This is a genomic window from Streptomyces sp. NPDC092952 (assembly GCF_044754785.1).
GTDB lineage: Bacteria > Actinomycetota > Actinomycetes > Streptomycetales > Streptomycetaceae > Streptomyces.
This window is the reverse complement of the sequence record NZ_JBIVPT010000006.1, coordinates 233,998-259,130: the sequence shown is the minus strand read 5'-3', so window position 1 is coordinate 259,130 and position 25,133 is coordinate 233,998. Positions and strand designations below refer to the sequence as shown.

22 protein-coding genes are annotated in these 25,133 nt (G+C 73.5%); 7 read left to right on the top strand and 15 right to left on the bottom strand.

All coding sequences use genetic code 11. From position 1 onward, the window contains the following. Positions 1–56: 56 nt before the first annotated feature. Genes ACIQGQ_RS17790 through ACIQGQ_RS17780 form a run of 3 tightly spaced genes read left to right on the top strand, consistent with a single transcriptional unit; the run spans position 57 to position 2,161 of the window. On the top strand, positions 57–716 hold the full coding sequence (locus ACIQGQ_RS17790) for a glycerol-3-phosphate responsive antiterminator (RefSeq protein ID WP_402396571.1): 660 nt from the start codon (positions 57–59) through the stop codon (positions 714–716). A gap of 6 nt (positions 717–722) precedes the next feature. Next, positions 723–1,025 carry a putative quinol monooxygenase gene (locus tag ACIQGQ_RS17785; protein WP_402396568.1) on the top strand — a complete coding sequence of 101 codons (303 nt, stop codon included), beginning with the start codon at positions 723–725 and terminating at the stop codon, positions 1,023–1,025. Further along, positions 1,022–2,161 carry a zinc-binding dehydrogenase gene (locus ACIQGQ_RS17780; protein WP_366300153.1) on the top strand — a complete coding sequence of 380 codons (1,140 nt, stop codon included), beginning with the start codon at positions 1,022–1,024 and terminating at the stop codon, positions 2,159–2,161. The genes ACIQGQ_RS17785 and ACIQGQ_RS17780 overlap by 4 nt, the downstream gene beginning before the upstream one ends. Here ACIQGQ_RS17780 and ACIQGQ_RS17775 read toward each other — a convergent pair. After that, positions 2,125–2,625 carry a nuclear transport factor 2 family protein gene (locus tag ACIQGQ_RS17775; RefSeq protein WP_402396565.1) on the bottom strand — a complete coding sequence of 167 codons (501 nt, stop codon included), beginning with the start codon at positions 2,623–2,625 and terminating at the stop codon, positions 2,125–2,127. The genes ACIQGQ_RS17780 and ACIQGQ_RS17775 overlap by 37 nt on opposite strands. Positions 2,626–2,800: 175 nt before the next feature. Further along, positions 2,801–3,316: a DinB family protein gene (locus tag ACIQGQ_RS17770; RefSeq protein WP_402396563.1), complete on the bottom strand. Its 516-nt coding sequence runs from the start codon at positions 3,314–3,316 to the stop codon at positions 2,801–2,803. 192 nt (positions 3,317–3,508) lie between these two features. On the opposite strand from ACIQGQ_RS17770, the gene ACIQGQ_RS17765 reads away from it, so the two are divergent. Continuing rightward, positions 3,509–4,762, top strand: a complete 1,254-nt coding sequence (locus ACIQGQ_RS17765; protein WP_402396560.1) for an MFS transporter — start codon at positions 3,509–3,511, stop codon at positions 4,760–4,762. Here the strand turns inward: ACIQGQ_RS17765 and ACIQGQ_RS17760 are convergent. The 12 genes from ACIQGQ_RS17760 to ACIQGQ_RS17705 form a co-directional block, all read right to left on the bottom strand. Beyond that, entirely contained in the window at positions 4,749–5,486 is a 738-nt protein-coding gene (locus ACIQGQ_RS17760; protein WP_402396557.1) for an urease accessory protein UreD, read from the bottom strand. The genes ACIQGQ_RS17765 and ACIQGQ_RS17760 overlap by 14 nt on opposite strands. Continuing rightward, positions 5,483–6,226 carry an urease accessory protein UreG gene (ureG, locus tag ACIQGQ_RS17755; RefSeq protein ID WP_402396554.1) on the bottom strand — a complete coding sequence of 248 codons (744 nt, stop codon included), beginning with the start codon at positions 6,224–6,226 and terminating at the stop codon, positions 5,483–5,485. Before ureG ends, ACIQGQ_RS17760 begins: the two co-directional genes overlap by 4 nt. After that, positions 6,219–6,884, bottom strand: coding sequence for an urease accessory protein UreF (locus tag ACIQGQ_RS17750; protein ID WP_402396551.1), 666 nt, complete (start codon positions 6,882–6,884; stop codon positions 6,219–6,221). The genes ureG and ACIQGQ_RS17750 overlap by 8 nt, the downstream gene beginning before the upstream one ends. After that, complete coding sequence (locus ACIQGQ_RS17745; RefSeq protein ID WP_402396548.1) at positions 6,884–8,587, bottom strand: urease subunit alpha; 1,704 nt, start codon at positions 8,585–8,587, stop codon at positions 6,884–6,886. The genes ACIQGQ_RS17750 and ACIQGQ_RS17745 overlap by 1 nt, the downstream gene beginning before the upstream one ends. Before the next feature lies 1 nt (position 8,588). Further along, positions 8,589–8,909, bottom strand: a complete 321-nt coding sequence (locus ACIQGQ_RS17740; protein ID WP_402396545.1) for an urease subunit beta — start codon at positions 8,907–8,909, stop codon at positions 8,589–8,591. Then, entirely contained in the window at positions 8,906–9,208 is a 303-nt protein-coding gene (locus ACIQGQ_RS17735) for an urease subunit gamma (protein WP_402396543.1), read from the bottom strand. The genes ACIQGQ_RS17740 and ACIQGQ_RS17735 overlap by 4 nt, the downstream gene beginning before the upstream one ends. A 269-nt stretch (positions 9,209–9,477) precedes the next feature. Further along, positions 9,478–13,233 carry a S8 family serine peptidase gene (locus ACIQGQ_RS17730; RefSeq protein ID WP_402396540.1) on the bottom strand — a complete coding sequence of 1,252 codons (3,756 nt, stop codon included), beginning with the start codon at positions 13,231–13,233 and terminating at the stop codon, positions 9,478–9,480. A 104-nt stretch (positions 13,234–13,337) separates the two neighbouring features. Continuing rightward, positions 13,338–14,486 (bottom strand): XdhC family protein, encoded by a 1,149-nt coding sequence (locus ACIQGQ_RS17725; RefSeq protein WP_402396537.1) that lies wholly within the window; start codon positions 14,484–14,486, stop codon positions 13,338–13,340. A gap of 52 nt (positions 14,487–14,538) precedes the next feature. Then, positions 14,539–15,990 (bottom strand): NCS2 family permease, encoded by a 1,452-nt coding sequence (locus tag ACIQGQ_RS17720; protein ID WP_402396534.1) that lies wholly within the window; start codon positions 15,988–15,990, stop codon positions 14,539–14,541. A 414-nt stretch (positions 15,991–16,404) separates the two neighbouring features. Continuing rightward, positions 16,405–18,789 (bottom strand): xanthine dehydrogenase subunit D, encoded by a 2,385-nt coding sequence (gene pucD / locus ACIQGQ_RS17715; RefSeq protein WP_402396531.1) that lies wholly within the window; start codon positions 18,787–18,789, stop codon positions 16,405–16,407. Between the two features lie 2 nt (positions 18,790–18,791). Further along, complete coding sequence (locus ACIQGQ_RS17710; RefSeq protein WP_402396528.1) at positions 18,792–19,385, bottom strand: (2Fe-2S)-binding protein; 594 nt, start codon at positions 19,383–19,385, stop codon at positions 18,792–18,794. A 2-nt stretch (positions 19,386–19,387) separates the two neighbouring features. Then, positions 19,388–20,278, bottom strand: coding sequence for an FAD binding domain-containing protein (locus ACIQGQ_RS17705; RefSeq protein ID WP_402396525.1), 891 nt, complete (start codon positions 20,276–20,278; stop codon positions 19,388–19,390). A gap of 317 nt (positions 20,279–20,595) precedes the next feature. Between ACIQGQ_RS17705 and ACIQGQ_RS17700 the strand changes: the two genes are divergently transcribed. Both ACIQGQ_RS17700 and ACIQGQ_RS17695 read left to right on the top strand, forming a co-directional pair. Further along, a complete protein-coding gene (locus tag ACIQGQ_RS17700) occupies positions 20,596–22,338 on the top strand; it encodes a PucR family transcriptional regulator (RefSeq protein ID WP_402396522.1) in 1,743 nt (580 codons plus the stop codon). A gap of 150 nt (positions 22,339–22,488) precedes the next feature. Then, complete coding sequence (locus ACIQGQ_RS17695; RefSeq protein ID WP_402396519.1) at positions 22,489–23,289, top strand: hypothetical protein; 801 nt, start codon at positions 22,489–22,491, stop codon at positions 23,287–23,289. Between the two features lie 21 nt (positions 23,290–23,310). Here ACIQGQ_RS17695 and ACIQGQ_RS17690 read toward each other — a convergent pair whose 3' ends face one another. Then, the gene (locus ACIQGQ_RS17690; protein WP_402396516.1) at positions 23,311–24,069 is read right to left on the bottom strand and encodes a GntR family transcriptional regulator; all 759 of its coding nucleotides are present in this window, start codon (positions 24,067–24,069) and stop codon (positions 23,311–23,313) included. Positions 24,070–24,217: 148 nt separating this feature from the next. On the opposite strand from ACIQGQ_RS17690, the gene ACIQGQ_RS17685 reads away from it, so the two are divergent. After that, positions 24,218–25,066: a (2Fe-2S)-binding protein gene (locus tag ACIQGQ_RS17685; protein WP_402396513.1), complete on the top strand. Its 849-nt coding sequence runs from the start codon at positions 24,218–24,220 to the stop codon at positions 25,064–25,066. Positions 25,067–25,133: the final 67 nt, after the last annotated feature.

The window sequence follows — 25,133 nt, the reverse complement described above, 5'->3', positions numbered from 1 at the left end:
CCCCGCGGTCGCGTTCCCGACGGTCACGCACCCCCTCCTCACAGGCAGGTCCTGCCATGACCCCTTCCTCCTCCCGGTCCGGCGCCCCGCTCGACCCCCGGCTCACCGCGGCGTTCGCCGAGGTGCCGGTCGTCGCGTCGGTCGTCGGCACCCAGCCGCTGCGCCAGTTCCTGACCGCACCGGCCAGGGTGGGCATCCTCGCGTCGTTCGCGGTGGGGCAGCTGCCCCAGGTCGTGCCGGCGCTGGGCCGGGCGGGGAAGACGGTGTTCGTGAACGTGGACAGCAGCCCCGGTCTGGCGCAGGACCGGGGCGCGCTGGAGTTCCTCAAGGGCCTGGGCGCGCACGGCGTGGTCAGCACCAGGCTCTCGCTCATAGAGAAGGGCCGCCCGCTCGGCCTGCTGACCATGATGAAGGTGTTCGTCACCGACCGGTCCAATCTGCGCCGCTCCACGGACGCGATCTCGCGCGGGGCGCCGGACCTGGTCGAGATCATGCCCGCCCCGATCGTCGCCCGGATGAGCGCGCAGGCACAGCGCGCGATGTCCCCGTCGGTGGCCGCGGGCTTCGTGGAGACCCCCGCGGACGTCGCGCTGGCGCTGGCCCTCGGCTCGGCCGCCGCCGCGACGTCCGACCCGCGCCTCTGGAGTCTGCGCCGGGACCAGCTTCCGCCGGTCCCGCCCGCCGCGCTGAAGAGGCCCGCCCCACCTCAGGAGTAACAACCCATGACGTACGTGGTCATAGCCCGCTACCGCACCAAGGAGGGCGCGGAGGACACCGTCCTCCCGCTGCTCGACACGATGGCCGCCGCCTCCCGCCGCGAGCCCGGCAACCTGGCCTACCGGGTCCACCAGGGCACCGAGGACCCCCGGACGGTGGTGCTGTACGAGGAGTACGCCTCCGAGGCCGATTTCACCGCCCACTGCGCCACCGAGCACTTCCGGGAGATCGTGCTCGGCCGGGTCGTCCCGCTGCTGGACAGCCGGGACGTGCTGCGCTGCGCCCCGCGCGCGGAGGTGGGCGCGTGAGGACCCGGGCGGTGGTGCTGCGCGGTACGTCGACGGCCCGGCCCTACTCCGCGACCCGCCCGGTCGAGGTGGAGGAGCTGGAGCTGGGCGCCCCGCGCGAGGGCGAGGTGCTGGTCCGGATCGCGGCCGCCTCGCTCTGCCACTCGGACCTCTCGGTGGTCAACGGCGACCGGGTCCGCCCGCTGCCGATGGCACTGGGGCACGAGGCGGTGGGGATCGTCGAGGAGACCGGGCCGGGCGTCCACCGGTTCTCCCCCGGCGACCACGTGGTGCTGGTCTACGTACCGAGCTGCGGGTTCTGCGGCGACTGCGCGGCGGGCCGGCCGGCCCTGTGCGCCCAGGCCGCGGCGGCGAACGGGGCGGGGGCGCTGCTGCACGGTCCGTCGCTGCTGACCGACGCCGCCGGCGAGCCGGTCCACCACCAGCTCGGCGTCTCCGCGTTCGCCGAACACGCCGTGCTGGCGCAGGAGTCGCTGGTCCCGATCCCGAAGGACGTCCCGTTCGAGGTGGCGTCGATGTTCGGCTGCGCGGTCCTCACGGGAGCGGGTGCGGTGATCAACACGGCGGCGCTGCGCCCGGGGCAGTCGGCGGTGGTCTACGGGCTGGGCGGCGTGGGGCTCTCCGCCGTGCTGGGCGCCCGGGCCGCGGGGGCGTACCCGGTCGTGGCGGTCGACCCGGTCGCGGAGAAGCGGGAGCTGGCCCTGCGGCTGGGCGCCACGCACGCCCTCGCGCCCGACGACGCGGTCCGGGAGATCCGCGAACTGACCTCCGGCGGCGCCGAGTTGGCGGTCGAGGCGGTGGGCAGCCCGAAGGTGATGGGCGCGTGCCTGGAGGCGGTGGCGCGGGGCGGCCGGGTCGTCTCGGTGGGCCTGCCCGCGCCGGACCGGATGCTGGAGGTGCCGGCCCTGGCCTTCGCGGGCGAGGGCAAGTCCCTGCTGGGTTCGTACATGGGCGACGCGGTGCCGCGCCGGGACATCCCGAGGTTCCTCGACCTGTGGCGGGCCGGGCTGATGCCGGTGGAGCGGATGCACACGGGCACCCTGCCGCTGACCGGCATCAACACGGCGATGGAGGAGCTGGCCTCGGGCCGGGCGATCCGTCAGGTGCTGGACACCTCGGGGCTGCTGGGGAGGTGAGACCGGTCGGAGCGGTGGGTTCCGGGCGGGTCGACGTGCGGCCGGGCGGCGTACGGGGCCTCTCCGCCCGGCACGCCGTGCGGGACGATCCGGCGCCGGCCGATCCGCCAGCCCCGCTCGCTCCGCACGATCTCGTCCTCGAAGGTCACGGTGCCGCACCCGCCGTCGACGGCGACTCCGATGCCCTTGGACCGCGCGTGCACCCGTCCGTCCCCGGCCTCGGTGAGGACGATGTTGGTGACGTGGTGGCCGACGGGGCCGTGGGCCGCACCGGCGCGGGCCCGCGCCATGTCGCGGAAGGCCTCCAGCCCGCGCAGCTCCCCGTGGCCGAGCCGCGACGCGTCGTAGACGACGTCCTCGGTGACCAGCTCGTCCAGCCGGTCCAGCTCTCCGTCGTCGACCACGTGCCCGTGCAGGGCGAGCAGTTCGTGGATGGCCAGCCGTTCGTCGGCTCCGAGTGTCATCGCCGGTCCTTTCCCGAGGTCTCGCGACAGCCCCCGGCTACGGGTATACGGGGCGGGCGCGCCGCAGGGCGCGGTACGGCACCGGTCGCGGCGTCCCCGACGTGCGAGTTCATCCCGGTGGAGCAACCGCGCGGCGCTCGCGCCGGGGAAACGCCCCCCGGCGCGAGCATCCCGGTCAGTAGTGGCCGGTCCGGCCGTCCAGGATCTCCCGGACGGCGTCCAGGTGGCCCGCGTGCCGTGCGGTCTCCTCGATCATGTGGAGCATGATCCAGCGCAGGCTGGCGCCCGACGCCTCGAAGTCGGGGTGGCGCCCCGTCTCGTCGAGCGACCGTCCGGCGACGATCCCGTTGGACACCTCGACCTGCCGGTCGTAGTCGTCCAGCAGCTTCGCGAGCGGCACCCCGTCGACCATCATGTCGGCGTCCTCGGGGCCGTCGAACACCGGACCGGTCGCCGGGCAGCCCATCAGGACGACCTCGAACCAGAGGTGCTCGGCCCAGCGGAGGTGGGACAGCACACCGGCCGCCGTCATGAGCGGCGAGGACGGCAGGACGGCGCGGTGCGCGTCCGCCTCCGACAGCCCTTCGCACTTCCAACGGACCACCGCCCGCTGGGAGTCGAGCCAGCCGGTGAGCTGGGTCCGTTCGTCGGCGTCGAAGGCGGGGCGGTCGCGCGAAGGGTAGGAGGACATGACCGCCGAGGCTACCGGGCCGGTCGGCACCCCCTCCACCGGGACGGGTCCGCCTGCTACCTTGGCCGGATGTTCCTCCTCCGTGCGTAGGGCCCGCCACGGCCGCACCCCGTTCCGACCGGGTGCGGTGCTCCGGTGTCCCCGCACGCCCGCGGCGCCCTCCCGTGCGCCGCCCTCACGAGGAACGTCCTCATGTCTCCCTCTTCGCCCGCGCCCTCGTACGCGGCCGTCCTGCGTACCCCGTACGCCTCCCGCACCTTCGGGGCCGCCCTGCTGGGGCGGCTCTCGTACGGGATGGTCTCCCTCTCCCTGATGCTGGCGGTGCGCGCCGCCACCGGCTCGTACTCCGTCGCCGGCACCGTCATGGCGCTGTTCGGCGCGACCAGCGTCTCCCTCTCGCCCGCCCGGGCCGGGCTGATCGACCGGTACGGGCCGCGCCGGGCCCTGCCGCCGATGGCCGGTCTCTACGCGGTGCTGCTCGCCGCCCTGGCGTACGCCACCTGGCGGCCGGGCGGCTCACCGTTCCTGATCGGGGCGCTGGCCACGGCGGCGGGGGCCTGCACCCCGCCGCTGGGGCCGGTGATGCGGATGCTCTGGAGCGAGCTGGTCGCCGACCGCGAGCTGCTGCAACGTGCCTACAGCCTGGACGGTGTCGCCGAGGAACTCCTCTTCGTCAGCGGGCCGTTGCTGGTCGGGGTGGTGATCGCGGCGGCCCCGCCGTCGGCCGGTGTCGCGGTCAGTGCCGCGCTGGTCCTCACCGGGACGCTGGCGCTGGTGACCTCGCCGGCGGTGCGCGGGGCGCGGGTGGCGCGGCCGGCCGGTACGGGGAAGGCGCGAGGCGGCCCGGTGGCCGGGCGGCGGCTGCTCGGTGTGGCCGCGCTGCGGCAGGCGGTGCTGGTGACGGGCACCGTGGGACTGTGCCTGGGGGCGCTGGATCTGCTGGTGGTGGCGTTCACCGAGCAGCGTCACCAGGGCGCGGCCGTCTCCTGGGTGCTGGCCGCCCTCTCGGCGGGCAGCGCGGTCGGGGGGCTGGCCTATGGCGCGGTGTCGTGGCGGACGCCGAACCGGGTGCGGCTGCCGCTGCTGGGTGCCGGGCTGGGCGCGGCGGTGGCCGTGGCGGGGCTGTCGCCCCGGGTGTACGTGCTGGTGGTGGTGGCCGCGGTGGCCGGGCTGTTCGTCGCCCCCGCGCTGACCACCGCGTATCTGATCGCGGACGAGTCGGTGGAGGCGGCCGCCCGGACCCGGGCGGGGGCGTGGGTGAACAGCGCCGTGAACGCCGGGGCATCGGTCGGTACCGCGGTGGTGGGTCTGCTGGTGGACCGGCTGTCACCGGCGCTGTGCTTCGCGCTCGCGGGGGCGCCCGCGCTGCTGTGCGCGGCGGTGGTGGCGCGGGGCGTCCTGGCGCGTGCGTCCGTGGAGGCGGGTGGCGCGGTCAGCCGGTCGTGACCGCGCGCCACTCCTCCCAGACGGCGGCCAGGTCCGCCTCGATCGCCGGTGCCACCGTGTCCAGCAGCCGGATCTGGGCGCCCGGCCCCGCCAGTGCCGTCCGGTACGGGTGGGGCGGGCCGCCCGGGTCGGCGCCGAGCGCGGTGACCGAGCCGATCACCCGGTGCGGGCCGAGGACCCCGGGCAGTTCGCGCAGGTCCGCGTCGCGCAGGTCCAGGTCCTCGACGAGGAGTTCCCGGCCGTCGTAGGTGGCGTGCGTGGTGGCCCGGACCGCGCCGCCGCGTTCGCCGGAGCGGCCCAGGACCAGGGTGTCGCGCCAGAGCATGCGGGCCCCGGCCGCCAGCACGACCGTCATCGAGCGCTCGACCCGGGCACCCTCGGATATCACGAACGGCCGGGCGTCCCAGTGGAGTTCGCCAACCTCCTCGATCTCTACGCGGGCCCGCCAGCTCGATGTGCCGCCCCGGTGGTCGTAGGCGACCAGCCCGGAGGGTTCGGTCAGTTCCAGCCGGGCGCCGGGGCCGACCCTGATGTGCAGCCGCAGGTCGTCGCCGGCGAGGAGTCCGGCCCGGGTGCCGACCAGGGCGAGGCGCAGCCGGTCGGGGGCGGGGCGCAGCGGCCGGGGCGCGAGGAAGGCGCCCGGCCGCAGTTCGCGGGCGATGTGCCGGCCCGCGCCGTCGCGTTCCACGGCGACGGCGGTGGGCTCGGCGGCCTGCCGGGTCATGAGTGGCTGTGGGGGTGCGGGTGGTCGTGGTCGCCGCCGTGGCTGTGCGGGGCCATCGGGCCCGGGTCGGTGGGGACCAGGGTGCCGTCGCGGTGCCGGGCGAGTACGGACCGTACCCAGTCGGCGAGTCCGGCGACCGAAGCGGCGTCGTGCTTGGAGAGGGCGAGGACGGGCAGGCCGTCGCGGGCGGCCGAGGCGTCGGCGACCATGGCGGCCACGTCGACCTCGACGTGCGGGGCGAGGTCGGTCTTGTTGATGATCAGCAGGTCGGCGCCGGTGATGCCGGGACCGCCCTTGCGGGCCACGTCGCCGCCGCCCGCGACGTCGATGCAGAAGAGCTGGGCGTCGGCGAGGGCCGGGCTGAAGGTGGCGGTGAGGTTGTCGCCGCCGCTCTCCACGAGCACCAGGTCGAGCGGGCCGAACTCCTCCTCCAGGTCCTCGACGGCGTCGAGGTTGGCGCTGACGTCGTCCCGGATCGCGGTGTGCGGGCAGGCGCCGGTCTCCACGGCCCGGATGCGCTCGGTGGGCAGGACGCCCGCCGAGCGGAGGAAGCGGGCGTCCTCGTCGGTGTAGATGTCGTTGGTGACGACGGCCATGGCGAGTTCGCCGGCCAGTTCGCGGCAGAGGGTCGCGAGGATGGAGCTCTTGCCGGTGCCGACCGGTCCGGCGACGCCGAGGCGCAGGGCGCGCGGGCGGGGGTGGTGCGGGTGGGTCTGCTCGTCGGTGTGCTGGTCAGGCAAGGAAGAGTCTCCGTTCTCGTCGTGCGTGTTCCAGTGCCCACTGTTCGGTGAGCGGGGGTGTGCGGGCGGGCAGTGCGGCCGGGTCCGGTACCGCCAGGGCCTCGGCCACCGCGGCCGCGGCGTGCGGCTCGGCGTCGAGGATCCAGGCGACGGAGTCGAGCGGGTCGCCGGGCAGCAGTTTGAGCGCCGCGGAGGTGAGGGTCTGCAGTTCGTCGTAGACGACGCCGCGGGCCAGTTCCTCCTCGGTGACGCGCATGACGGCGCCGAGCGCGCCGAGCGCGACCGGCCGCAGCGGGCGGGTGTCGAGGGCGGTCAGCGCGGTGACCGCCGGGTGGTCGGGGGCGAGCCGCCGGGCGAGGCGGCGCACCCCCCGGCCGAGCGTCGCCGACGCCTCGCGGAGCGGGGCGGCCGGGGTGCGGGCGGCCAGTGCGTGCTGTACGGGGGCGTAGTCGACCGGGTCCTGTGCGGCGGCGCGCAGGGCGAGCACGGCGGCGGCGGCCTCGGTGACGGCGGCGGTGTGCAGCCGGGCCCGCAGCAGGGCGGGTATCCGGTCGCGGGTGAGGCCCGCGGCGACGGCCGGTTCGAGTCCCGCGCTGTAGGTGTACGCGCCGACCGGGAGCCGTCCGTCGCCGAGCAGCAGGGGTGCCAGGCCCGCCATCAGAACATGGCGTACCGCTGGGCCAGCGGCAGTTCGGTGGCGGGTGCGGGCTCCACGAGTTCCCCGTCGATGCGGATCGCGAAGGTCTCCGGGTCGACGTCGATGTCGGGGAGCGCGGTGTTGTTCGGCAGGTCCGCCTTGGTGAGGTGGCGAGTGGGCCGTACAGCGACCAACTCCCTTTGCAGGCCCAGGCGTTCGGCGAGTCCGTCGTCGAGTGCCGCGGGGGCGACGAAGCTGACCGAGAGGTGCGGGGCGGCGTCGGCGGCGGCGGTGGCGCGCAGCAGGACGGGCTGGGTGGTGGGGATCGCGGCGTTGGCGTCGCCGAGCGGGGCGTGGACCACCATGCCGCCCTTGAGGACGGCGGCGGGCCGGATGCCGAAGAAGGCGGGGTCCCAGAGCACCAGGTCGGCGAGCTTGCCGGGTTCGACGGAGCCGACGACATGGTCGATGCCGTGGGCGACGGCCGGGCAGATCGTGTACTTGGCGACGTAGCGGCGGGCGCGTTCGTTGTCGGCGGGCAGCTCGCTGCCCCGGTCCCCGAAGCGCTGCTTCATGCAGTGGGCGACCTGCCAGGTGCGGCAGACGACCTCGCCGATGCGGCCCATGGCCTGGGCGTCGGAGGAGGTGATGGAGAGGGCGCCGATGTCGTGCAGGACGTCCTCGGCGGCGATGGTGGTGGCGCGGATGCGGGACTCGGCGAAGGCGAGGTCCTCCGGGACGCGCGGGTTGAGATGGTGGCAGACCATCAGCATGTCGAGGTGTTCGGCGACGGTGTTGACGGTGTGCGGCAGTGTCGGGTTGGTGGACGCCGGCAGGACGTGGGGGTGGGAGGCGACGGTGATGATGTCGGGGGCGTGGCCGCCGCCCGCGCCCTCGGCGTGGAAGACGTGGATGGAGCGTCCGGCGATGGCGTCGAGGGTGCCTTCGACGTATCCGGCCTCGTTGAGGCTGTCGGCGTGCAGGGCGACCTGGAGGCCGTGTTCCTCGGCGGCCCTGAGTGCCGCGTCGATGGCGGCGGGGGTGGCGCCCCAGTCCTCGTGGACCTTGTAGCCGCCCGCTCCGGCGAGGGCCGCCTCGCGCAGGGCCTCGGCGCCGACGGTGGAGCCCTTGGCGAAGAGCATCACGTTGAGCGGGACGCGGTCCAGCGCGCGGTGCATCATCGCCAGGTTCCAGGCGCCGGGGGTGACGGTGGTGGCCTTGGAGCCCTCGGTGGCGCCGGTTCCGCCGCCGATGACGGTGGTGGTGCCGGTGGCGAGGGCCTCGTGCAGGGCTTCCGGCATGAGGAAGTGGACGTGGGTGTCGACGGCTCCGGCGGTGAGGATGCGGCCCTCGCCGGAGACGACGTCGGTGCCGGGGCCGATCACCAGGTCGGGGTGGACGCCGTCGCTGATGTCCGGGTTGCCGGAGCGGCCGAGGGCGACGATGCGGCCGTCCCGTACGCCGACGTCGGTCTTGACGATGCCCCAGTGGTCGAGGATGACGACGTTGGTGATGACGAGGTCGAGGGCGCCGTCGGCGCGGGAGGCGGTGGACTGGGCCATGGACTCGCGGATGGACTTGCCGCCGCCGAAGACCGCCTCGTCGCCGCCGAAGCAGCGGTCCTCCTCGACCTCGATCCAGAGGTCGGTGTCGGCGAGGCGTATCCGGTCGCCGGTGGTGGGTCCGTAGAGCGACGCGTAGGCGTCACGGGTCATCTGTGCCATGTCACATGTCGTCCGTTCGTGCGGGCCGGGTGCCGGGCACGACGATGCCGGGCACCCTCCGGTGGCCTCCGAGTTCGACGAGGGCGACCTCGGCGCCGACTCCGGGTTCGAAACGGAGGGAAGTACCGGAGGGAATATCGAGCCGGAACCCCTCGGTAATGGCCCGGTCGAAGGAGAGCGCGGGATTCGCGTCCGGGAAATGCAGATGCGAGCCTATTTGAATGGGGCGGTCGCCGTCGTTCACCACGGTCACGGAAATCTGCGTACGACCGTCGTTTATCTTCAGTTCACCGGACCCGGTCCGGATCTCGCCCGGGATCACGGGATCGGCGAGGTGATCGTGACGAGCTTGCGCCCGTCCGGGAAGGTCGCCTCGACCTGGACGTCGTGCAGCATCTCGGGAACACCTTCCAGCACGTCGGCGCGGGTGAGGACGTTCCGTCCCGCGGTCATCAGATCACTGACGAGGGCGCCTTCCCGAGCGCGTTCCATCGCCCAGCAGGAAAGCAGCGCGACCGCCTCGGGGTAATTGAGGAGCACCCCCCGTTCCCTGCGGTCACGGGCGACCATTCCGGCGACGCTCAACAGCAATTTCTCCGTGTCGGACGGAGTGAGAAACATTGGGAAACCTCCATGCCAGCATTCCCCGGGATTCCCGGAATCGCTCGCTCTTCTTATAAGCCTCCCGAGCGCTCCCTGGCAACTCGATCCGTGCCGCGATAAGTCTGTTTCTAGCCTTATCGCCCACCATATACGGGCAAAGTAGACAAATTTTATTCATCAAGAAACAGCAAAGAGAGGCGGCCGCGCACCCGGTCGGGGGGTGCGCGGCCGCCTCAAGAAGGCGCCGGATCAGGTCACTTCGGTGCGGTCCGGCGGACCCTGGCGGATCACTTCAGGCCGAAGGCCCGGATGATCTCCTGGTCGATGCCCAGCCCGCCGGGCGCCTCGGCGTGCGCCTTCAGCGAGACGAACGAGCCGGCCTTCGCCGCGGTCTTGAACCGGGCGGTCCAGGAACCGGCCGCGTCCTTGCGCAGCTGCACCGGCTCCCAGCTCTTGCCGTCGTCGTAGCTGACCGACAGCGAGGCCCCGGTGGCCTTCACCGCGCCGTCCAGCCACTCCTGCGTACCGGCGGAGAGACCGACCTCGGTCCAGCCCTTGGCCTTCACGTCACCGGCCAGGTCGGTGTCGACCCGGTAGTCCAGCTGGAGCAGCGGGATGTCCGCCTGGGAGGGACCGTTCTCGTCCATGGCTCCGGAGACGAAGTTCCACTCGGTGTGGGTGCGTACGGAGGTCTTCCACTCGTCCGCGTCCCGGGCGGAGTCGAGCACGAAGCGGTACGGCAGCTTCTCGGGCGTGAGGTCCCAGGCGTAGCCGGCCCGGCCCGCGACCTTCTTGATCAGGGTGTCGCCCTGGTAGAAGGCCGTGCTGGTGGTGTCGTACTCGTCCGACGGCATGGCGCCCGAACGTCCGGCCCCGGAGTCCGTCCACGGGGTGAAGTTGAACTGGATGTCGTTGTAGACGGACCGGAACGGACCCCAGTAGCCGGTGCCCAGGCGCGGCCGGGCGATCGGGGCGAACCACTGGGCGGGGTAGGTGCGGCCCGCCGTGTAGTCCAGGTCGCCGCTGCGCATCTCCAGGGCGGCCTCCCCGTCGTCGCCGAGGACCGAGTGGTTCTCGTACCAGAAGGAGGCGCCGGGCAGCGGGGTGACCCACTCCTCGCGGCTGCCGGGGAACTTCTCGTACTCCTCGAAGCCGACGCCGGGGCCGTAGTCGGGGATGTCGTAGCGGTAGCCGCCGCCGAGCCGGTCCTTCTCGCCGTAGAAGGTGTTCTCCACCTTCGCCAGGTCACGGGCGGACGGGGCGTACGCCAGCGAGCGGTCCGGGACGGTGCCGTCGTGGCGGTCGACCAGGTCGTAGAGGTAGCGGGCGAACTTGCGCTGGGCGACCGTGGCCTTCGCGCCGTGCCGGACCGAGTCGATCAGCTTCTCGCCCGCCAGGCGCTGGACGGAGGCGACCGGGATCGCGGTCTGGGTGCCGTACGGGGCGTACGACTCCAGCAGGACGCCGTCGCCGTCGTTGACCACGAACAGCGCCCGCGCACCGGCCGCCACCGCGGCGGCGACCCGGTCCTCGGGGGAGACCGCGTCGCTGCGGCGGACGACGACCGCCTTGCCCTTCGCGTTCAGGCCCCGGTAGTCGGCGGTGGCGCCGTTGCCCGCGAAGACGGTGGCGAGCTTCTGCGTACCGCTCTCGGCGACCGGGGAGCCGCCCTGCACCGTCACGGGGACGTCCCGGCCGTCGGCCGACAGGTCGATCAGCTTCTCGCCCTGCCGCCAGCGGGTCAGGAAGGAGAAGCTGCCCTCGGTGACCTTCTCGGTGGGGCTCGCCCACAACTGGTCGTAGATCAGCGGGATCTGGTAGGCGTCGCGCTGGACCACGCCGTTCGGTGCGGTGCGCGCCATGTCGTAGCGCAGCTGCCGGGTCTCGGTCTCCTTGGGGGTGCGCACCGAGACCTTGCGGGCCTTGGAGGCGTCGAGGGTGACCGTGGCCGACTTGCCGAGGACGATCTCGGGGGCGGCGAGGAAGGCGAGCGCCTTGGAGTCGGCGCGGTCACCGGCGACGTCCGCGGCGGTCCAGGCCGTGTAGTTGCCGGGCGGCAGCCGCAGCGTGGTCTCGCCGGAGACCGCGACGGGCTGGAGCTGCTCGTCGCCCAGCACGCCCAGGACGACGAAGCCGTCCATCGGCTTGCCGTCGCGGTCGCGGAGCTTCAGCGTGAGGTCGTACAGCTCCTGCTCCTTGTTCAGGGCGAAGCCGGTGTGGGCGACGACGGTGCCCGCCGCGTCCGTGGCGAGGACCTGGCCGGAGAACTGCGTGTTGTTCGCGACCTTCGACGGGTCCAGCGAGAGCACGGCCTCGGCGGTACCGCCTGCCGGGACGGTGATCCGCTTCGTGGAGAGCGTGTACGCGTCGGAGCCGGTGTCCGTGGCCAGGTCGAGCGTGACGTCCTTCGCACCGGTGTTGCGGTACGTGATGGTCCGCTCGGCGACCGGGTCGGACGGGGAGTGCGGCCAGTCGTACGAGGCGACCGCGACGGAGCCGGTGGCCTCGATCGTGGTGTCGACCGCCGCCTTCACGTCGAGCCGGCCGGTGCCCTGCTCGTACGGGGTGTACTCGGGCAGCCGCTTGGACGAGCTCATCAGCGCGTCCTTGATCCGCTGGCCGGACCAGTCGGGGTGACGCTGCTTCAGGATGGCGGCGGCGCCCGCGACGTGCGGGGTCGCCATGGACGTACCGGACATCGACTGGTACATGCCCTCGATGCCGGGGACCGACTGCGAGGCGGCGGCGTTGATGTCGACGCCCGGTGCGGAGAGGTCCGGCTTCAGGCCGTAGGACCTGACCAGCGGGCCCATGGAGGAGAAGGCCGCGCGGTTGTCCTGCTTGTCGACGGCGGCGATGGTGAGCGCCTTCTCCGCGGAGCCGGGCGAGCCGATGGTGCCCGCGCCGTACGCGTTGCCCGCGGCGATCACGAAGAGCGGGCCGCCGTCGGCGGACAGCGCGTCCACCGCCAGCGACATGGGGTCGGAGCCGTCGTCCGGGACGCTGGAGCCGAGGCTCATGGAGACGACGTCGGCGCCCTCGGCCTTCGCCCACTCCATCGCCTCGATGATCCCGGAGTCGGCGCCGCTGCCCTCGTTGCTGAGCACCTTGCCGACGATCAGGTCGGCGGCCGGGGCGACGCCCTTGTTGACGCCGTCGGAGGCGGCGCCGGAGCCCGCGATCGTGGAGGCGACGTGGGTGCCGTGCCCGTTCTTGTCGTCCACCTCCTCGCCGGGTACGAAGCTCCGGGACTCCAGGACGCGGTCCTTGACGTCCGGGTGGTCGGCGTCGATCCCGGTGTCCAGGACGGCGACCTTGGTGCCCTTGCCGTCGTAGCCCTCGGCCCACGCCTGCGGGGCGTTGACCTGCGGGACGGAGTCCTTGAGCGACGCCTCCACCCGGCCGTCGAGCCAGAGCTTGGCGATCCCGGCGTCCAGCGAACGGGATTCGGGGGTGCGGGTGACGCCGTTCCAGAAGGTGCGGGCGGTGTCCTTGCCGGCCTTCAGCGCGGCGCCGTGGATGCTGGAGAGGGTGCGGACCTTCTTCGCGCCGCGCGGGGCGGCGGGCAGCGTGCGGGACTTCGCCGCCGGGTAGGTCGCGATCAGCGGGATGCCGCCGGACCGCTTGTCGTCGTAGCCCATCTTCACGAGCGCGGAGACGTTGAACAGCCTGCGGTCCAGCTTCCCGGCGGCGAGCAGCGCGGTGGCCTCGTCGGGCAGTACGTAGAGGTCGTCGCCGGCCTGCTGGACGTGGACCCCGCCGCTGGCGCCGTCGGGGCGGTCCACGGTGACGGTGTCCTGCTTGCCGACGCCGTCGGTGTAGTGCACGACATCGCCCGTGACCAGGGTGATGTCGTACTCCTTGACGGGAGCGGCGGCCTGGCGGCCGGCGGCGTGGGGGGTGTCCTGCGCGGCGGTGGCGGCGCCCGCCGCGGGGAGCAGGGCGCCGCTCACGAGGGCGACCGAGGTCGCTATGAGCAGGGCTCTGCGACCCGCACGCGCGGGTCTCGCCCGGCCGGAGGCGGAGGAGGAAGTCGAAGTCATGCAGCAGATCTAAGGGCCAAAACCCCGGCTACGGTCCGGTACACCCCTGGCGTGAAGCCGCCGTGGCGGCAACCCGCCCGGCGTGGACGGGAACCGGAAAGGGTTCAGGCCACCGCGGGGATCGATCCGGCGGGCGGGGACGCCTCGTGGTGGATCGGGGTGTGCGCGCCGGTGAGCGGTACGCCGCTGCCGCCGCGCCGCTCCGCGACGATCTCCGCGACGATCGACAGCGCGGTCTCCTCCGGGGTACGGGCCCCGAGGTCGAGGCCGATCGGCGAGTGCAGCCGGGCCAGTTCCAGCTCGGTGACGCCGGCCCGGCGCAGCCGTTCGTTGCGGTCCAGATGGGTGCGGCGCGACCCCATCGCGCCGACGTACCCGACCGGCAGCCGCAGCGCCAGTTCCAGCAGCGGAATGTCGAACTTGGCGTCGTGGGTGAGGACGCACAGCACGGTGCGGGCGTCGACCTCGGTGGCCGCGAGGTAGCGGTGCGGCCAGTCGACGACGAGTTCGTCGGCCTCGGGGAAGCGGGCCCTGGTGGCGAAGACCGGTCGGGCGTCGCACAGGGTCACGTGGTACCCGAGGAACTTGCCCGCCCGGACCAGGGCCGAGGCGAAGTCGATGGCCCCGAAGACGATCAACCGGGGCGGCGGGACGCTCGATTCGACGAGCAGGGTGAGCGGCCGGCCGCAGCGCGAGCCGTCGGCGCCGATGGTGACGGTGCCGGTGCGGCCCGCGTCGAGCAGGGCGCGGGCGTCGGCGGCGGCGGTGCGGTCCAGTTCGGGGTGTCCGCCGAGCCGGCCCTCGTAGCTGCCGTCGGGGTGGACGAGCAGGGGGCGGCCGAGGAGTTCGGCCGGTCCGTCGGTGATCCTCGCGACCGCCGCCGCCGTCCCCCGTGCGGCGGCGGCGAGCGCGGCGGCGAACACCGGCCGCGCGGGGTCGTCCGCGCGGACCGGTGTCACCAGGATGTCGATGACGCCACCGCAGGTCAGCCCCACGGCGAAGGCGTCGTCGTCGCTGTAGCCGAACCGTTCGAGCACGGTGACGCCGTCCTCCAGCGCCTGCCCGCACAGTTCGTACACCGCACCCTCCACGCACCCGCCGGAGACCGAGCCGATCGCGGTGCCGTCGCGGTCGACGGCGAGCGCGGCCCCGGGCTGCCGGGGCGCGCTGCCGCCGACCGCCACGACGGTGGCGACGGCGAAGTCACGCCCCTGCCCGATCCAGCGGTCGAGTTCCTCGGCGATGTCCAGCACGGCGTTTCTCCTTACTACGGGTGCGCGGAGGGAGGTGGGGAGCCGTCGGCCGCTACTTGGCGCCGATCCAGCTCTCGATCGGGCTGAGCGCGAAGTACACGACGAACACGCCGGTCAACACCCACATGAACGCGCCCACTTCACGGAACCTTCCCTGCGCCGCCTTGATCGCGGCGAAGGCGATCACCCCGGCACCGACACCTGCGGTGATCGAGTACGTGAACGGCATCAGGGCCACGGTCAGGAAGACCGGTACGGCGACGGAGCGGTCGCCCCAGTCGACGTGCCGGGCGTTCTGCATCATCATCGCGCCGATCACGACCAGCGCGGCGGCGGCGATCGGCCCCGGCACGATCTGGGCGAGCGGGGTGAAGAAGAGCCCGGCCGCGAAGAGCATTCCGGTGACCACGGAGGACAGGCCGGTGCGGGCGCCCTCGCCGACCCCGGTCGCCGACTCGATGAAGACGGTCTGTCCGGAGGCCCCGGAGACACCGCCGATCGCACCGCCCGCGCCGTCGATGAACAGCGCCTTGGACAGGCCCGGCATCCGGCCCTTGTCGTCGGCGAGCCCGGCCTCGGTGCCGACGCCGATGATGGTCGCCATCGCGTCGAAGAAGCCGGCCAGCACCAGGGTGAAGACGATCATGCCGACGGTCATCGCGCCGATCTGGCCCCAGCCGCCGAACTCGACATGGCCGAAGAGTCCGAAGTCGGGCAGGGAGACGGCGCTGCCCTGGAGTTCGGGCGCGCTGCCGCCCCACGCCTTGGGGCTGATGTCGGTGACCGCGTTGACGACGACGGCGAGGACCGTGCCGACGACGATGCCGATCAGGATCGCGCCGGGCACGTTGCGGGCCTGGAGCATGAAGATGAGCAGCAGGGTGACGCAGAAGAGCAGGACGGGCCAGCCGGTGAGCTGTCCGCCGGTGCCGAGGGTGACGGGGGCGCCCTTGCCGACGAACCCGGCGTTGACCAGGCCGATCAGCGCGATGAACATGCCGATGCCGATGGTGATGCCGTGCTTCAGGGCCAGCGGGATGGCGTTCATGATGATCTCGCGCAGCCCGGTGACGACCAGCAGCACGATCACCACCCCGTACATCACGCACATGCCCATGGCCTGCGGCCAGGTCATGTGGGGTGCCACCTGGGTGGCGAGCACCCCGGAGACGGAGAGCCCGGCGGCCAGGGCGAGGGGGACCTTGCCGATGAAGCCCATCAGCAGGGTGGAGACGGCGGCGGCCAGCGCGGTCGCCGTGATCAGCGCGGCGTGGTCGAGCCGGTTGCCCGCCGCGTCCGGGCCGGAGAGCAGCAGCGGGTTGAGCAGGAGGATGTAGCACATCGCCATGAACGTGGTGATGCCGCCGCGTACTTCGCGGGCGACGGTGGAGCCGCGTTCGGAGATGTGGAAGTACCGGTCGAGCCAGGATCTTCCGGCCGGGACGCGCGAGCCTGGGCCCGCGTCCGGTGCACTGGTCCTGGGTTCCACTGAATTCTGGGTCATGATGCCTGACTCCCAAGGTTCACAGGGGCACCCGCGACGCGTCGGTGTGACGCGGGATTTGGGATGTCTGCGCCGGCGGCACGACCCGGGGGACGGCCCGAGACGAACGATGCGTGCAGAGTGGGGTGTGACACCGTACGGATCGGCGGGCGTCCGTACCTGCCACGGAGGTACGGCGGGCCCGCGCGTACGGGTACTGCCGGTGTTACGGGTACTGCGGACCCCGGGCGGTGCGGCCGGCGGGAGTGTGACGTTCCCGGTGGGCGCACCGCCCGGAGGGTTCGGAGGGAGCCGCGGCCCCCGGCCTCGGGGTGCCAGGGGGTGTCTGACACATGCCTGCGGTGTCGCGGGGTCCGGCACGCACGCTCGCGGCGGACCCCGCTCCTTCACCCGCACTCATTCATCAGACACCCCCTAGGCACCGGTGAGGTGTTCGGGGCGGACCGGCGTCCGGTTGAGCTCCAGCCCGGTCGCGTTCCGGATCGCCGCGAGGACGGCCGGGGTGGACGACAGGGTGGGGGCCTCGCCGATGCCGCGCAGCCCGTACGGGGCGTGCTCGTCGGCGAGTTCGAGCACGTCGACCGGGATGGTCGGGGTGTCGAGGATGGTGGGGATCAGGTAGTCCGTGAAGGACGGGTTGCGCACCTTCGCGGTCTTCGGGTCGACGATGATCTCCTCCATGACGGCGACGCCCAGTCCCTGGGTGGTGCCGCCCTGGATCTGCCCCTCGACGGAGAGCGGGTTGAGCGCCTTGCCGACGTCCTGCGCGCAGGCCAGTTCGACGACCTTGACCAGGCCGAGTTCGGTGTCGACCTCGACCACGGCGCGGTGCGCGGCGAAGGAGTACTGGACGTGGCCGTTGCCCTGTCCGGTGCGCAGGTCGAACGCCTCGGTGGGCCGGTGGCGCCACTCCAGCTCGATGTCGACCGCCTCGTCCTCCAGTACGTCGACCAGGTCGGCCAGCACCTCGCCGCCGTCGGTGACGACCTTGCCGCCCTCCAGGAGGAGTTCGGCGGTGGCCCACACGGGGTGGTACGAGCCGAACTTGCGGCGCCCGATCTCCAGGACCCGTTCCCGGACGGCCTCGCAGGAGTGCTTCACGGCGCCGCCGGTGACGTAGGTCTGCCGGGAGGCGGAGGTGGAGCCGGCCGAGCCGACCTGGGTGTCGGCCGGGTGGATCGTCACCTGGGCGACGCCGAGTTCGGTGCGGGCGATCTGGGCGTGGACGGTGACGCCGCCCTGCCCGACCTCCGCCATCGCCGTGTGCACGGTCGCCACCGGCTCACCGGCGATCACCTCCATGCGCACCCGGGCGGTGGAGTAGTCGTCGAAGCCCTCGGAGAAGCCGACGTTCTTCAGGCCGACCGCGTAGCCGACGCCGCGCACGACGCCCTCGCCGTGAGTGGTGTTGGAGAGCCCGCCGGGCAGGGCCCGTACGTCGGGCTGCTCACCGGCCGCCTCCCACTGGCGCTCGGGCGGCATCGGGCGGGCCTTGACCCGGCGCAGCAGCTCGGCGACCGGGGCGGGCGAGTCGACGACCTGCCCGGTCGGCAGCAGACTGCCCTGCTCCATGGCGTTGATCTGCCGGAACTCGACCGGGTCCATGCCCAGTTCGGCGGCGAGTCTGTCCATCTGGGCCTCGTAGGCGAAGCAGGCCTGGACCGCGCCGAAGCCGCGCATGGCACCGCACGGCGGGTTGTTGGTGTAGAGCGCGACGGCCTCGATGTCGACGTCGTCGACGACGTACGGGCCGACGGCGAGCGAGGAGGCGTTGCCGACCACGGCCGGGGAGGCGGAGGCGTAGGCACCGCCGTCGAGGACGATGCGGCACTTCATGTGGGTGAGCTTGCCGTCCCGGGTGGCGCCGTGCTCGTACCAGAGCTTGGCCGGGTGACGGTGGACGTGCCCGAAGAAGGACTCGAAGCGGTTGTAGACCATCTTCACCGGCCGGCCGGTGCGCAGGGCGAGCAGGCAGGCGTGGATCTGCATCGACAGGTCCTCGCGTCCGCCGAACGCGCCGCCGACGCCGGAGAGCGTCATGCGGACCTTCTCCTCGGGCAGGCCGAGGACGGGGGCGATCTGGCGCCGGTCGGAGTGCAGCCACTGGGTGGCGATGTACAGGTCGACGCCGCCGTCCTCGGCGGGCACCGCGAGTCCGGACTCGGGCCCGAGGAACGCCTGGTCCTGCATGCCGAAGACGTACTCGCCGCTCACCACGACATCGGCGCGGGCCGCCGCCGCGGCCGCGTCGCCGCGGACGATGGGCTGGCGGTGGACGATGTTGGGGTGCGGCACGTGCCCGGAGTGGTGGTCGTCGCGGTTCTCGTGGACCAGGACCGCGCCGGGGCCGGTGGCGGACGCCTCGTCGGTGACGACGGGGAGTTCGCGGTAGTCGATCCGGATCTTCGCGGCGGCGCGGCGGGCCGTCTCCGGGTGGTCGGCGGCGACGAGGGCCACCGGTTCGCCGTGGTGGCGGACCTTGCCGTGGGCGAGGGCCGGGGTGTCCTGGATCTCCAGGCCGTAGTTCTTCACCGTGCTCGGCAGGTCGTCGTAGGTGAGCACGGCGTGGACGCCGGGGGTGGCGAGGGCCTCCGCGATGTCGATGGAGACGATCTCGGCGTGGGCGACGGTGGAGCGCAGGGTGTGGCCCCAGAGCATCTCCTCGTGCCACATGTCGGAGGAGTACGCGAACTCTCCGGTGACCTTGAGGATGCCGTCGGGGCGCAGGGTGGACTCGCCGATGCCGCCCCTGGTGCGGCTGCCCTGGTTGATGCTGGTGGGATTGCCGGTGACGCCCATGGTCAGACCGCCTCTTCCGCTCGGGCGGCCGCCAGGCGGACCGCGTCGAGGATCTTCTCGTAGCCGGTGCAGCGGCAGAGGTTGCCGGAGAGCGCCTCGCGGATGTCCGCGTCGGAGGGCTCCGGGTTGCGTTCGAGCAGTTCGTCGGCGGCGACCAGCAGGCCGGGGGTGCAGAAGCCGCACTGGACGGCTCCGGCGTCGATGAACGCCTGCTGGATCGGGGAGAGTTCGCCGGTCGCCGGGGTGTCCTCGCCGGTCGGCCGGGCCTGCCACTGCCGGGCCCGGTCGAGCGCGGTGCCGCAGGCGCCGGGGGCGCAGCCGCCGCCCGGGTGCTGCTCGGCGCGGTGGGCGGCGAAGTCGGCGAGGCCCTCGACGGTGACGACCTCGCGGCCCTCCACCTGGCCCGCCGCGACGAGGCAGGAGCAGACCGGCACGCCGTCCAGCCGGACCGTGCAGGAGCCGCATTCGCCCTGTTCGCAGGCGTTCTTCGAGCCGGGCAGGCCCATCCGCTCACGGAGCACGTAGAGCAGGGACTCGCCCTCCCAGACGTCGTCCGCCTGGTGCCTGCGGCCGTTGACGGTGAAATTGACGCGCATGATCAGGCGGCTCCTTCGGTGCTGCGGCCGTTGCCGCGGTACGACTCCCAGGCCCAGCCGAGGGTGCGGCGGGCCATGATCCCGACGGCGTGGCGGCGGTAGCTCGCGGTGCCGCGCACGTCGTCGATCGGGTTGCAGGCGCCGGCGGCGAGCGCGGCGAACTGCTGGGCGACGGACGGGGTGATGATCTTCCGGTTGTCCCAGAAGCCGCCCTCCTCCAGCGCGGCGTTCAGGAACGCCTCCGCCTCCTTGGCCCGTACGGGGGTGGGGGCGGCCGAGCCGATGCCGGTGCGCACCGTGCGGGTCCCGGGGTGCAGGGCGATGCCGAAGGCGCAGACGGCGATGACCATCGCGTTGCGGGTGCCGACCTTGGAGTACTGCTGCGGGCCGTCGGCCTTCTTGATGTGCACGGCCCGGATCAGCTCGTCCGGTTCGAGGGCGTTGCGCTTGACGCCGGTGTAGAAGGCGTCGATGGGGATCATCCGGGTGCCGCGTACGGACACGGCCTCGACCTCGGCGCCGGCGGCGAGCAGGGCCGGGTGGGCGTCCCCGGCGGGCGAGGCGGTGCCGAGGTTGCCGCCGACGCCGCCCCGGTTGCGGATCTGCGGCGAGGCGACGGTGTGCGAGGCGAGCGCCAGTCCGGGCAGCTCGGCGCGGAGGTGCTCCATGATGCGGCTGTACGGCACGGAGGCGCCCAGGCGTACGTTCTCCCGGCCCACCTCCCACGCGGACAGCTCGTCGATGCGGTTCAGGTCCAGGAGGTACTCCGGCCGCCGGTGGTCGAAGTTGATCTCCACCATCACATCGGTGCCACCCGCGATGGGCACAGCCGTCGGGTGCTCGGCCTTGGCGGCGAGCGCCTCCTCCCAGCTGGCGGGGCGAAGGAAGTCCATGAGTGGCTCTCTTCTTCTCAATCGGGTCGTTCACTGGGGCGGGTGCGGCCGGCCCCCGGGCTGCCGCCGTCGGCAGTCGGCGGGCCGACGGCGGGCCCCGGGTGCGGCCGGCCCCCGGCAGGGCGTTCCTGCTGTGTCGACGCGGTGTGTGACCCAGTACACAAGGCGTGTCCGGCCCGGTGCAGTCACCGAAACCATGAAGGAGTTGGCTGGCCGATCTCCTCGTCTTGTAGATTCGAACGAATGGCGGAGGTCGGCGACCTCGCCGTAATACCCAGTTTTCACCCGCACCAACGAAAGAGATCGGCGGCGACGAGATGCGGCTGCGCGCACTGCTGGAGACCGACGCGCTGGGCCTGCGGCTGCTCGGCGGCGAGGACGAGCTGGACCGTCCGGTCCGCGGCGTGATGACCACCGACCTGCGGGATCCCAGCCGCTACCTGTCGGGGGGCGAGCTGGTCCTGACCGGCCTGGCCTGGCGCCGGGACGCGGCGGACTCGGAGCCGTTCGTCCGCATCCTGGCGGGTGCCGGGGTGTCCGGGCTCGCGGCGGGCGAGGCGGAGCTGGGCGACATCCCGGGCGACCTGGTGGAGGCGTGCGCGCGGCACCGGCTGCCGCTCTTCGCCGTCCATGAGACCGTCGCGTTCGCAACGATCACCGAGCATGTGGTGCGGCAGGTGTCCGGGGAGCGGGCGGGCGACTTGGCCGCGGTCGTGGACCGGCACCGCAGGCTGATGACCTCCGGTCCGGCGGGCGGCGGGCCGGAGGTGGTGCTCGATCTGCTCGGCTCCGACCTCGACCTGCACGCCTGGGTCCTCTCCCCCACCGGCCGGCAGATCGCGGGCGCGGGCGGTACGCCGCTGCCCGGGCCGGTCGGCGCCGCCCTGGCGGGCCACCATCTGGCCGCCACCCGCACCGGCCGCCGCGCCCCGCACCGGGCCGTGGTCGACGGCGCCACGTATTCGCTCTTCCCGATCCGGAACACCGGCCGCGGCGCCCAGCCGGCGTCCGGGGACGTCCGGGAGTCGGTGCTCTCGGACTGGCTGCTGGCCGTCGAGGCGGACGCCGGGGACTGGCCGCCGGCCCGGCTGGACCTGCTCCAGGGCGTCACCCAGCTGATCGCCGTCGAACGGGACCGGCGCGACGCGGCCCGTACCGTGCGCCGCAGGCTCGCCCAGGAGGTCCTGGAGCTGGTCCAGACGGGCGCCCCGCCCGCCGAGATCGCCGCCCGGCTGCGGGTCGCGGCCCCGGTGCTGCTGCCCGGCCTCGGCTCCGCGCCGCACTGGCAGGTGGTGGTGGCCCGGGTCGAGTGGGGCGGGGCCCAGGAGCGGCCGGGCGCGGGCACCCCGGCGGGCCCGGACCACACCGTCGCGGGCGGCCCGGTCGCCCAGGCGCTGCTGGAGGAGATCCTGGTCGACCCGGCGGTCACCGGCCCCGATTCGGCCGACCGGATCGCGGTGGCCCATACGGGTGAGGAGGCGGTGGCGCTCGTACCGCTGCCCGCCCTCCCGGCCGCCCAGGACGCCGGTCCGGACGCGGCGCACGACGGGGCACCGGCCGATCCCGCGCTCCACGCCGACGCGCTGCTGGCCACCGTCCGCGAACCGCTCGCGGCCGGTCTCGCCGACGACGGGCGGCTGACCCTGGGCGTCAGCGCGGCGGTGCACTCGCCCGAGGGGCTGCGCGGCGCCCTGGAGGAGGCCCGGCACGCGCGCCGGGTGGCGGCGGCCCGCCCCGGCCGGGTCTGCGCGGCCGGCCACCACGAGCTGGCCTCGCACGTGCTGCTGCTGCCGTTCGTCCCCGACGACGTGCGCCGTGCGTTCACCGCACGCCTGCTCGATCCGCTGCGGGACTACGACCGGCGCCACCGCGCGGAGCTGATCCCCACCCTGGAGGCGTTCCTGGACTGCGACGGTTCGTGGACCCGGTGCGCGTCCCGGCTGCATCTGCACGTCAACACGCTGCGCTACCGGGTCGGGCGAATCGAGCAGTTGACGGGGCGCGACCTCGCGCGCCTGGAGGACAAGCTCGATTTCTTCCTCGCCCTGCGTATGAGCTGATTCCGGGCCCCGTCGCGGCAGTTGGGCCCTCCCACCGTTTGTGAAAACTTTCACCTGAGATCGAACGACCTCTTGGCCGGGCGCCCCGATCCGTGCTGAGATTCCGCCCAGACCCAACACAGCTCGATGGCGCGCTCGGGGAGGGCAACGGTGGCGCATACCGCCAGGTCTGGTTCCGGAACGACAGCAGATGACGATCCGCCGCTCCAGACAGCGGTATGGCGGCTGCGGTCACGCGCCTGCTGGACGGATGCCGCGGCCCTGCTCGAACCCGCCGCCGCCACCGATCCGGCCGCGGCCCTCCAGCGCACCGCCCTGCTGACCGAGCGGTGCCTGTACACCGGCCAGGGCTGGACGGACGCCGAGGACGCGCTGCGCGGCGCGGAGGCGCTGGCCCGCGAGGACGACGAGCGCGGCGCCGCCGCCTGCGAGCGCGGCCATCTGGCCTACGCCTCGACCCTGCTGGGGGTACGCGACCGGGCCGACGAGGCCAGTGTCGCGCTGAGCAGGGCGGCCGCCCTGCTCGCCCCGTCCGCGCCCGCCCGTCCGCTGCTGGACTTCCGGCGGGGCCTGATCGCGCAGAACATCGCCGACTCCCCGCAGGCCGCCCGCGCCGCGTACCGCAGGGCGCACGCCGGGGCCGCCGCCCGGGGGGACGCGCTGCTGCTCTCCTCGACCTGGCGCCATCTGGCCCTGCTGTCACTGCGCGAGGGCGAGCTGGCGGAGGCCCGGCACGGCTTCGCGGAGTGCCTGCGGATACGGGAGGAGCTGGGCTATCTCATCGGTACCGCCCCGGCCCTGGTCGCCCTCGCGGACACCGAGCCGGAGCCGGAGCTGGCGGGCCGGCTGCGCGTCGAGGCGGGCCGCCTGTTCCGGCTCCTGGGGGGCGTGCCGACCTGGCTGGCACCGCATCTGGACCCGCCCCCGCCCGAGGCCGCCGAGGCGAACTGAGCGCGGGGCCGGGGCGCCGGGTCAGCCCCCGGCGCCGGTGAAGTGCTCCCGGACGAGCGACTGCACGACGGTCAGGTCCTGGGCGATCAGCGCGTCGAGCAGCGCGGTGTGCTCGGCGGCGTCGGCGAGCAGGTCGGCCCGGCGGGTGGCGGGATTGTCCCGCAGCGGCCACTGGGATCGGCGGTGCAGGTCGTCGGCGACGGCCACCAGCTGCTCGTTCCCGCAGAGCGCGAGGACGGCGCCGTGGAAGGCCCGGTCGGACTCGGCGTAGCCCGCCCGGTCGCCGACCGCGGCGGCGGCCACCGTGGCGTCGGCCAAGGGCCGCAGGGAGCACCAGGCGCCGGGGGGCACGGTACGGGCCAGCCGCAGCATCACCGGGACCTCGATCAGGGCCCGCACCTCGGCCAGCTCGGCGAGCTCGCGCGGCTCGCGCCGGGCGACCCGGAACCCCCGGTTCGGCACGACCTCGACGGCCCCCTCGACGACGAGCCGCTGCATCGCCTCGCGCACCGGCGTGGCGGAGACCCCGAACCGGGCGCCGAGGGCCGGGGCGGAGTAGACCTGGCCCGGCTCCAGCCGGCCATCGACCAGGGCCGCGCGCAGCGCCTCCAGGATCTGGCCGCGCACCGAGTGGCGCCGTACCGCCGGACGGGGGGCGGGCGGCTCGTCGTGGTCGTGGGTGTGCTCGCCGCGCGCCTGCTCGGGGACGCGGAGGGCCGCCGGTCCGGTCGCGGGCACGGCGGTTCCGTGCGCCGCCCCGCCTGCGCCGCCCTGCTCCACTCGGACCTCCCCGGCCGTGCCGTTCGGCACGGCTCGCGCGAGCCGTGCCCGGTGTGCACGATAGGCGCAGGGAGCCGCAGTTCAAACATCGTTCCGGTCGGGTAAGGTAAGGCTAACCTGCAAACGATCGTGATTCGGTGGTCCCTGCATGACCCTCCCCACCCTGCTCCCCGGCACCGCGGCATCGGCCGTGACGGACGCGTACGCCCGTCTGACCGAGGTCTTCCCCGGCCTGCGCGCGCAGGTGCTGGCCGACGGCGAGAGCGCACCCGGCGGAGCGGGCTGGGTGGGTGCGGCCGAGCTCGCCCGGGGCGGCACGGCGCTGGACGCCTTCCTCTCCTGGGACCACGAGCAGGTCGTGCGGGACTACGGCCAGGAGGCCCGGCCGGACGTGGTGGCCAGCTTCGGACTGCACCGCTACGCCTGGCCCGCCTGTCTTCTGGTGACGGTGCCGTGGTTCCTGCACCGGCGGGTGCCGCGGATCCCGGTGGCGGACGTGGCGTTCCACCGGGCGCTGGGCCGGATGACCCTGCGGGTACGGGAGTTCGCCTGCCTGCCCGACGACCCGGCCGCCGCGCTGCCCGGTGCCCGGGTGGTCGCCGACGAGGCGGCGCTGCGGGCCGAGGTCCTCGCCGCGGTGGCCGGCCATCTCGGCCCGGTGCTCGACGGCTTCGGCCCGCGGATGCGGCGCGGCCGGCGCGCCCTGTGGGGCATGGCGACCGACGAGGTCGTCGAGGGGCTCTGGTACGTCGCCCATCTGCTCGGCGAGGAGCGGCGCGCCATGGCCGAGCTGGAGGCGCTGCTGCCGGGCACCACGAAGCCGTTCGTCGGCACGGCCGGGTTCCGCGAACTGACCGGTCCGGATGGCGAGTCACTGCCCACCCGCGACCGGGCGAGCTGCTGCCTCTTCTACACGCTGCGCCCCGAGGACACCTGCGTCACCTGCCCGCGCACCTGTGACGCCGACCGGGTACGGAAGTTGACGTCGGCCCCCTGAGCGGCATCCCCCGCAAGCGTGGTGGAATTCGAACCCGATTCCCCTTTCTCATAAGGGAGTTCGATTC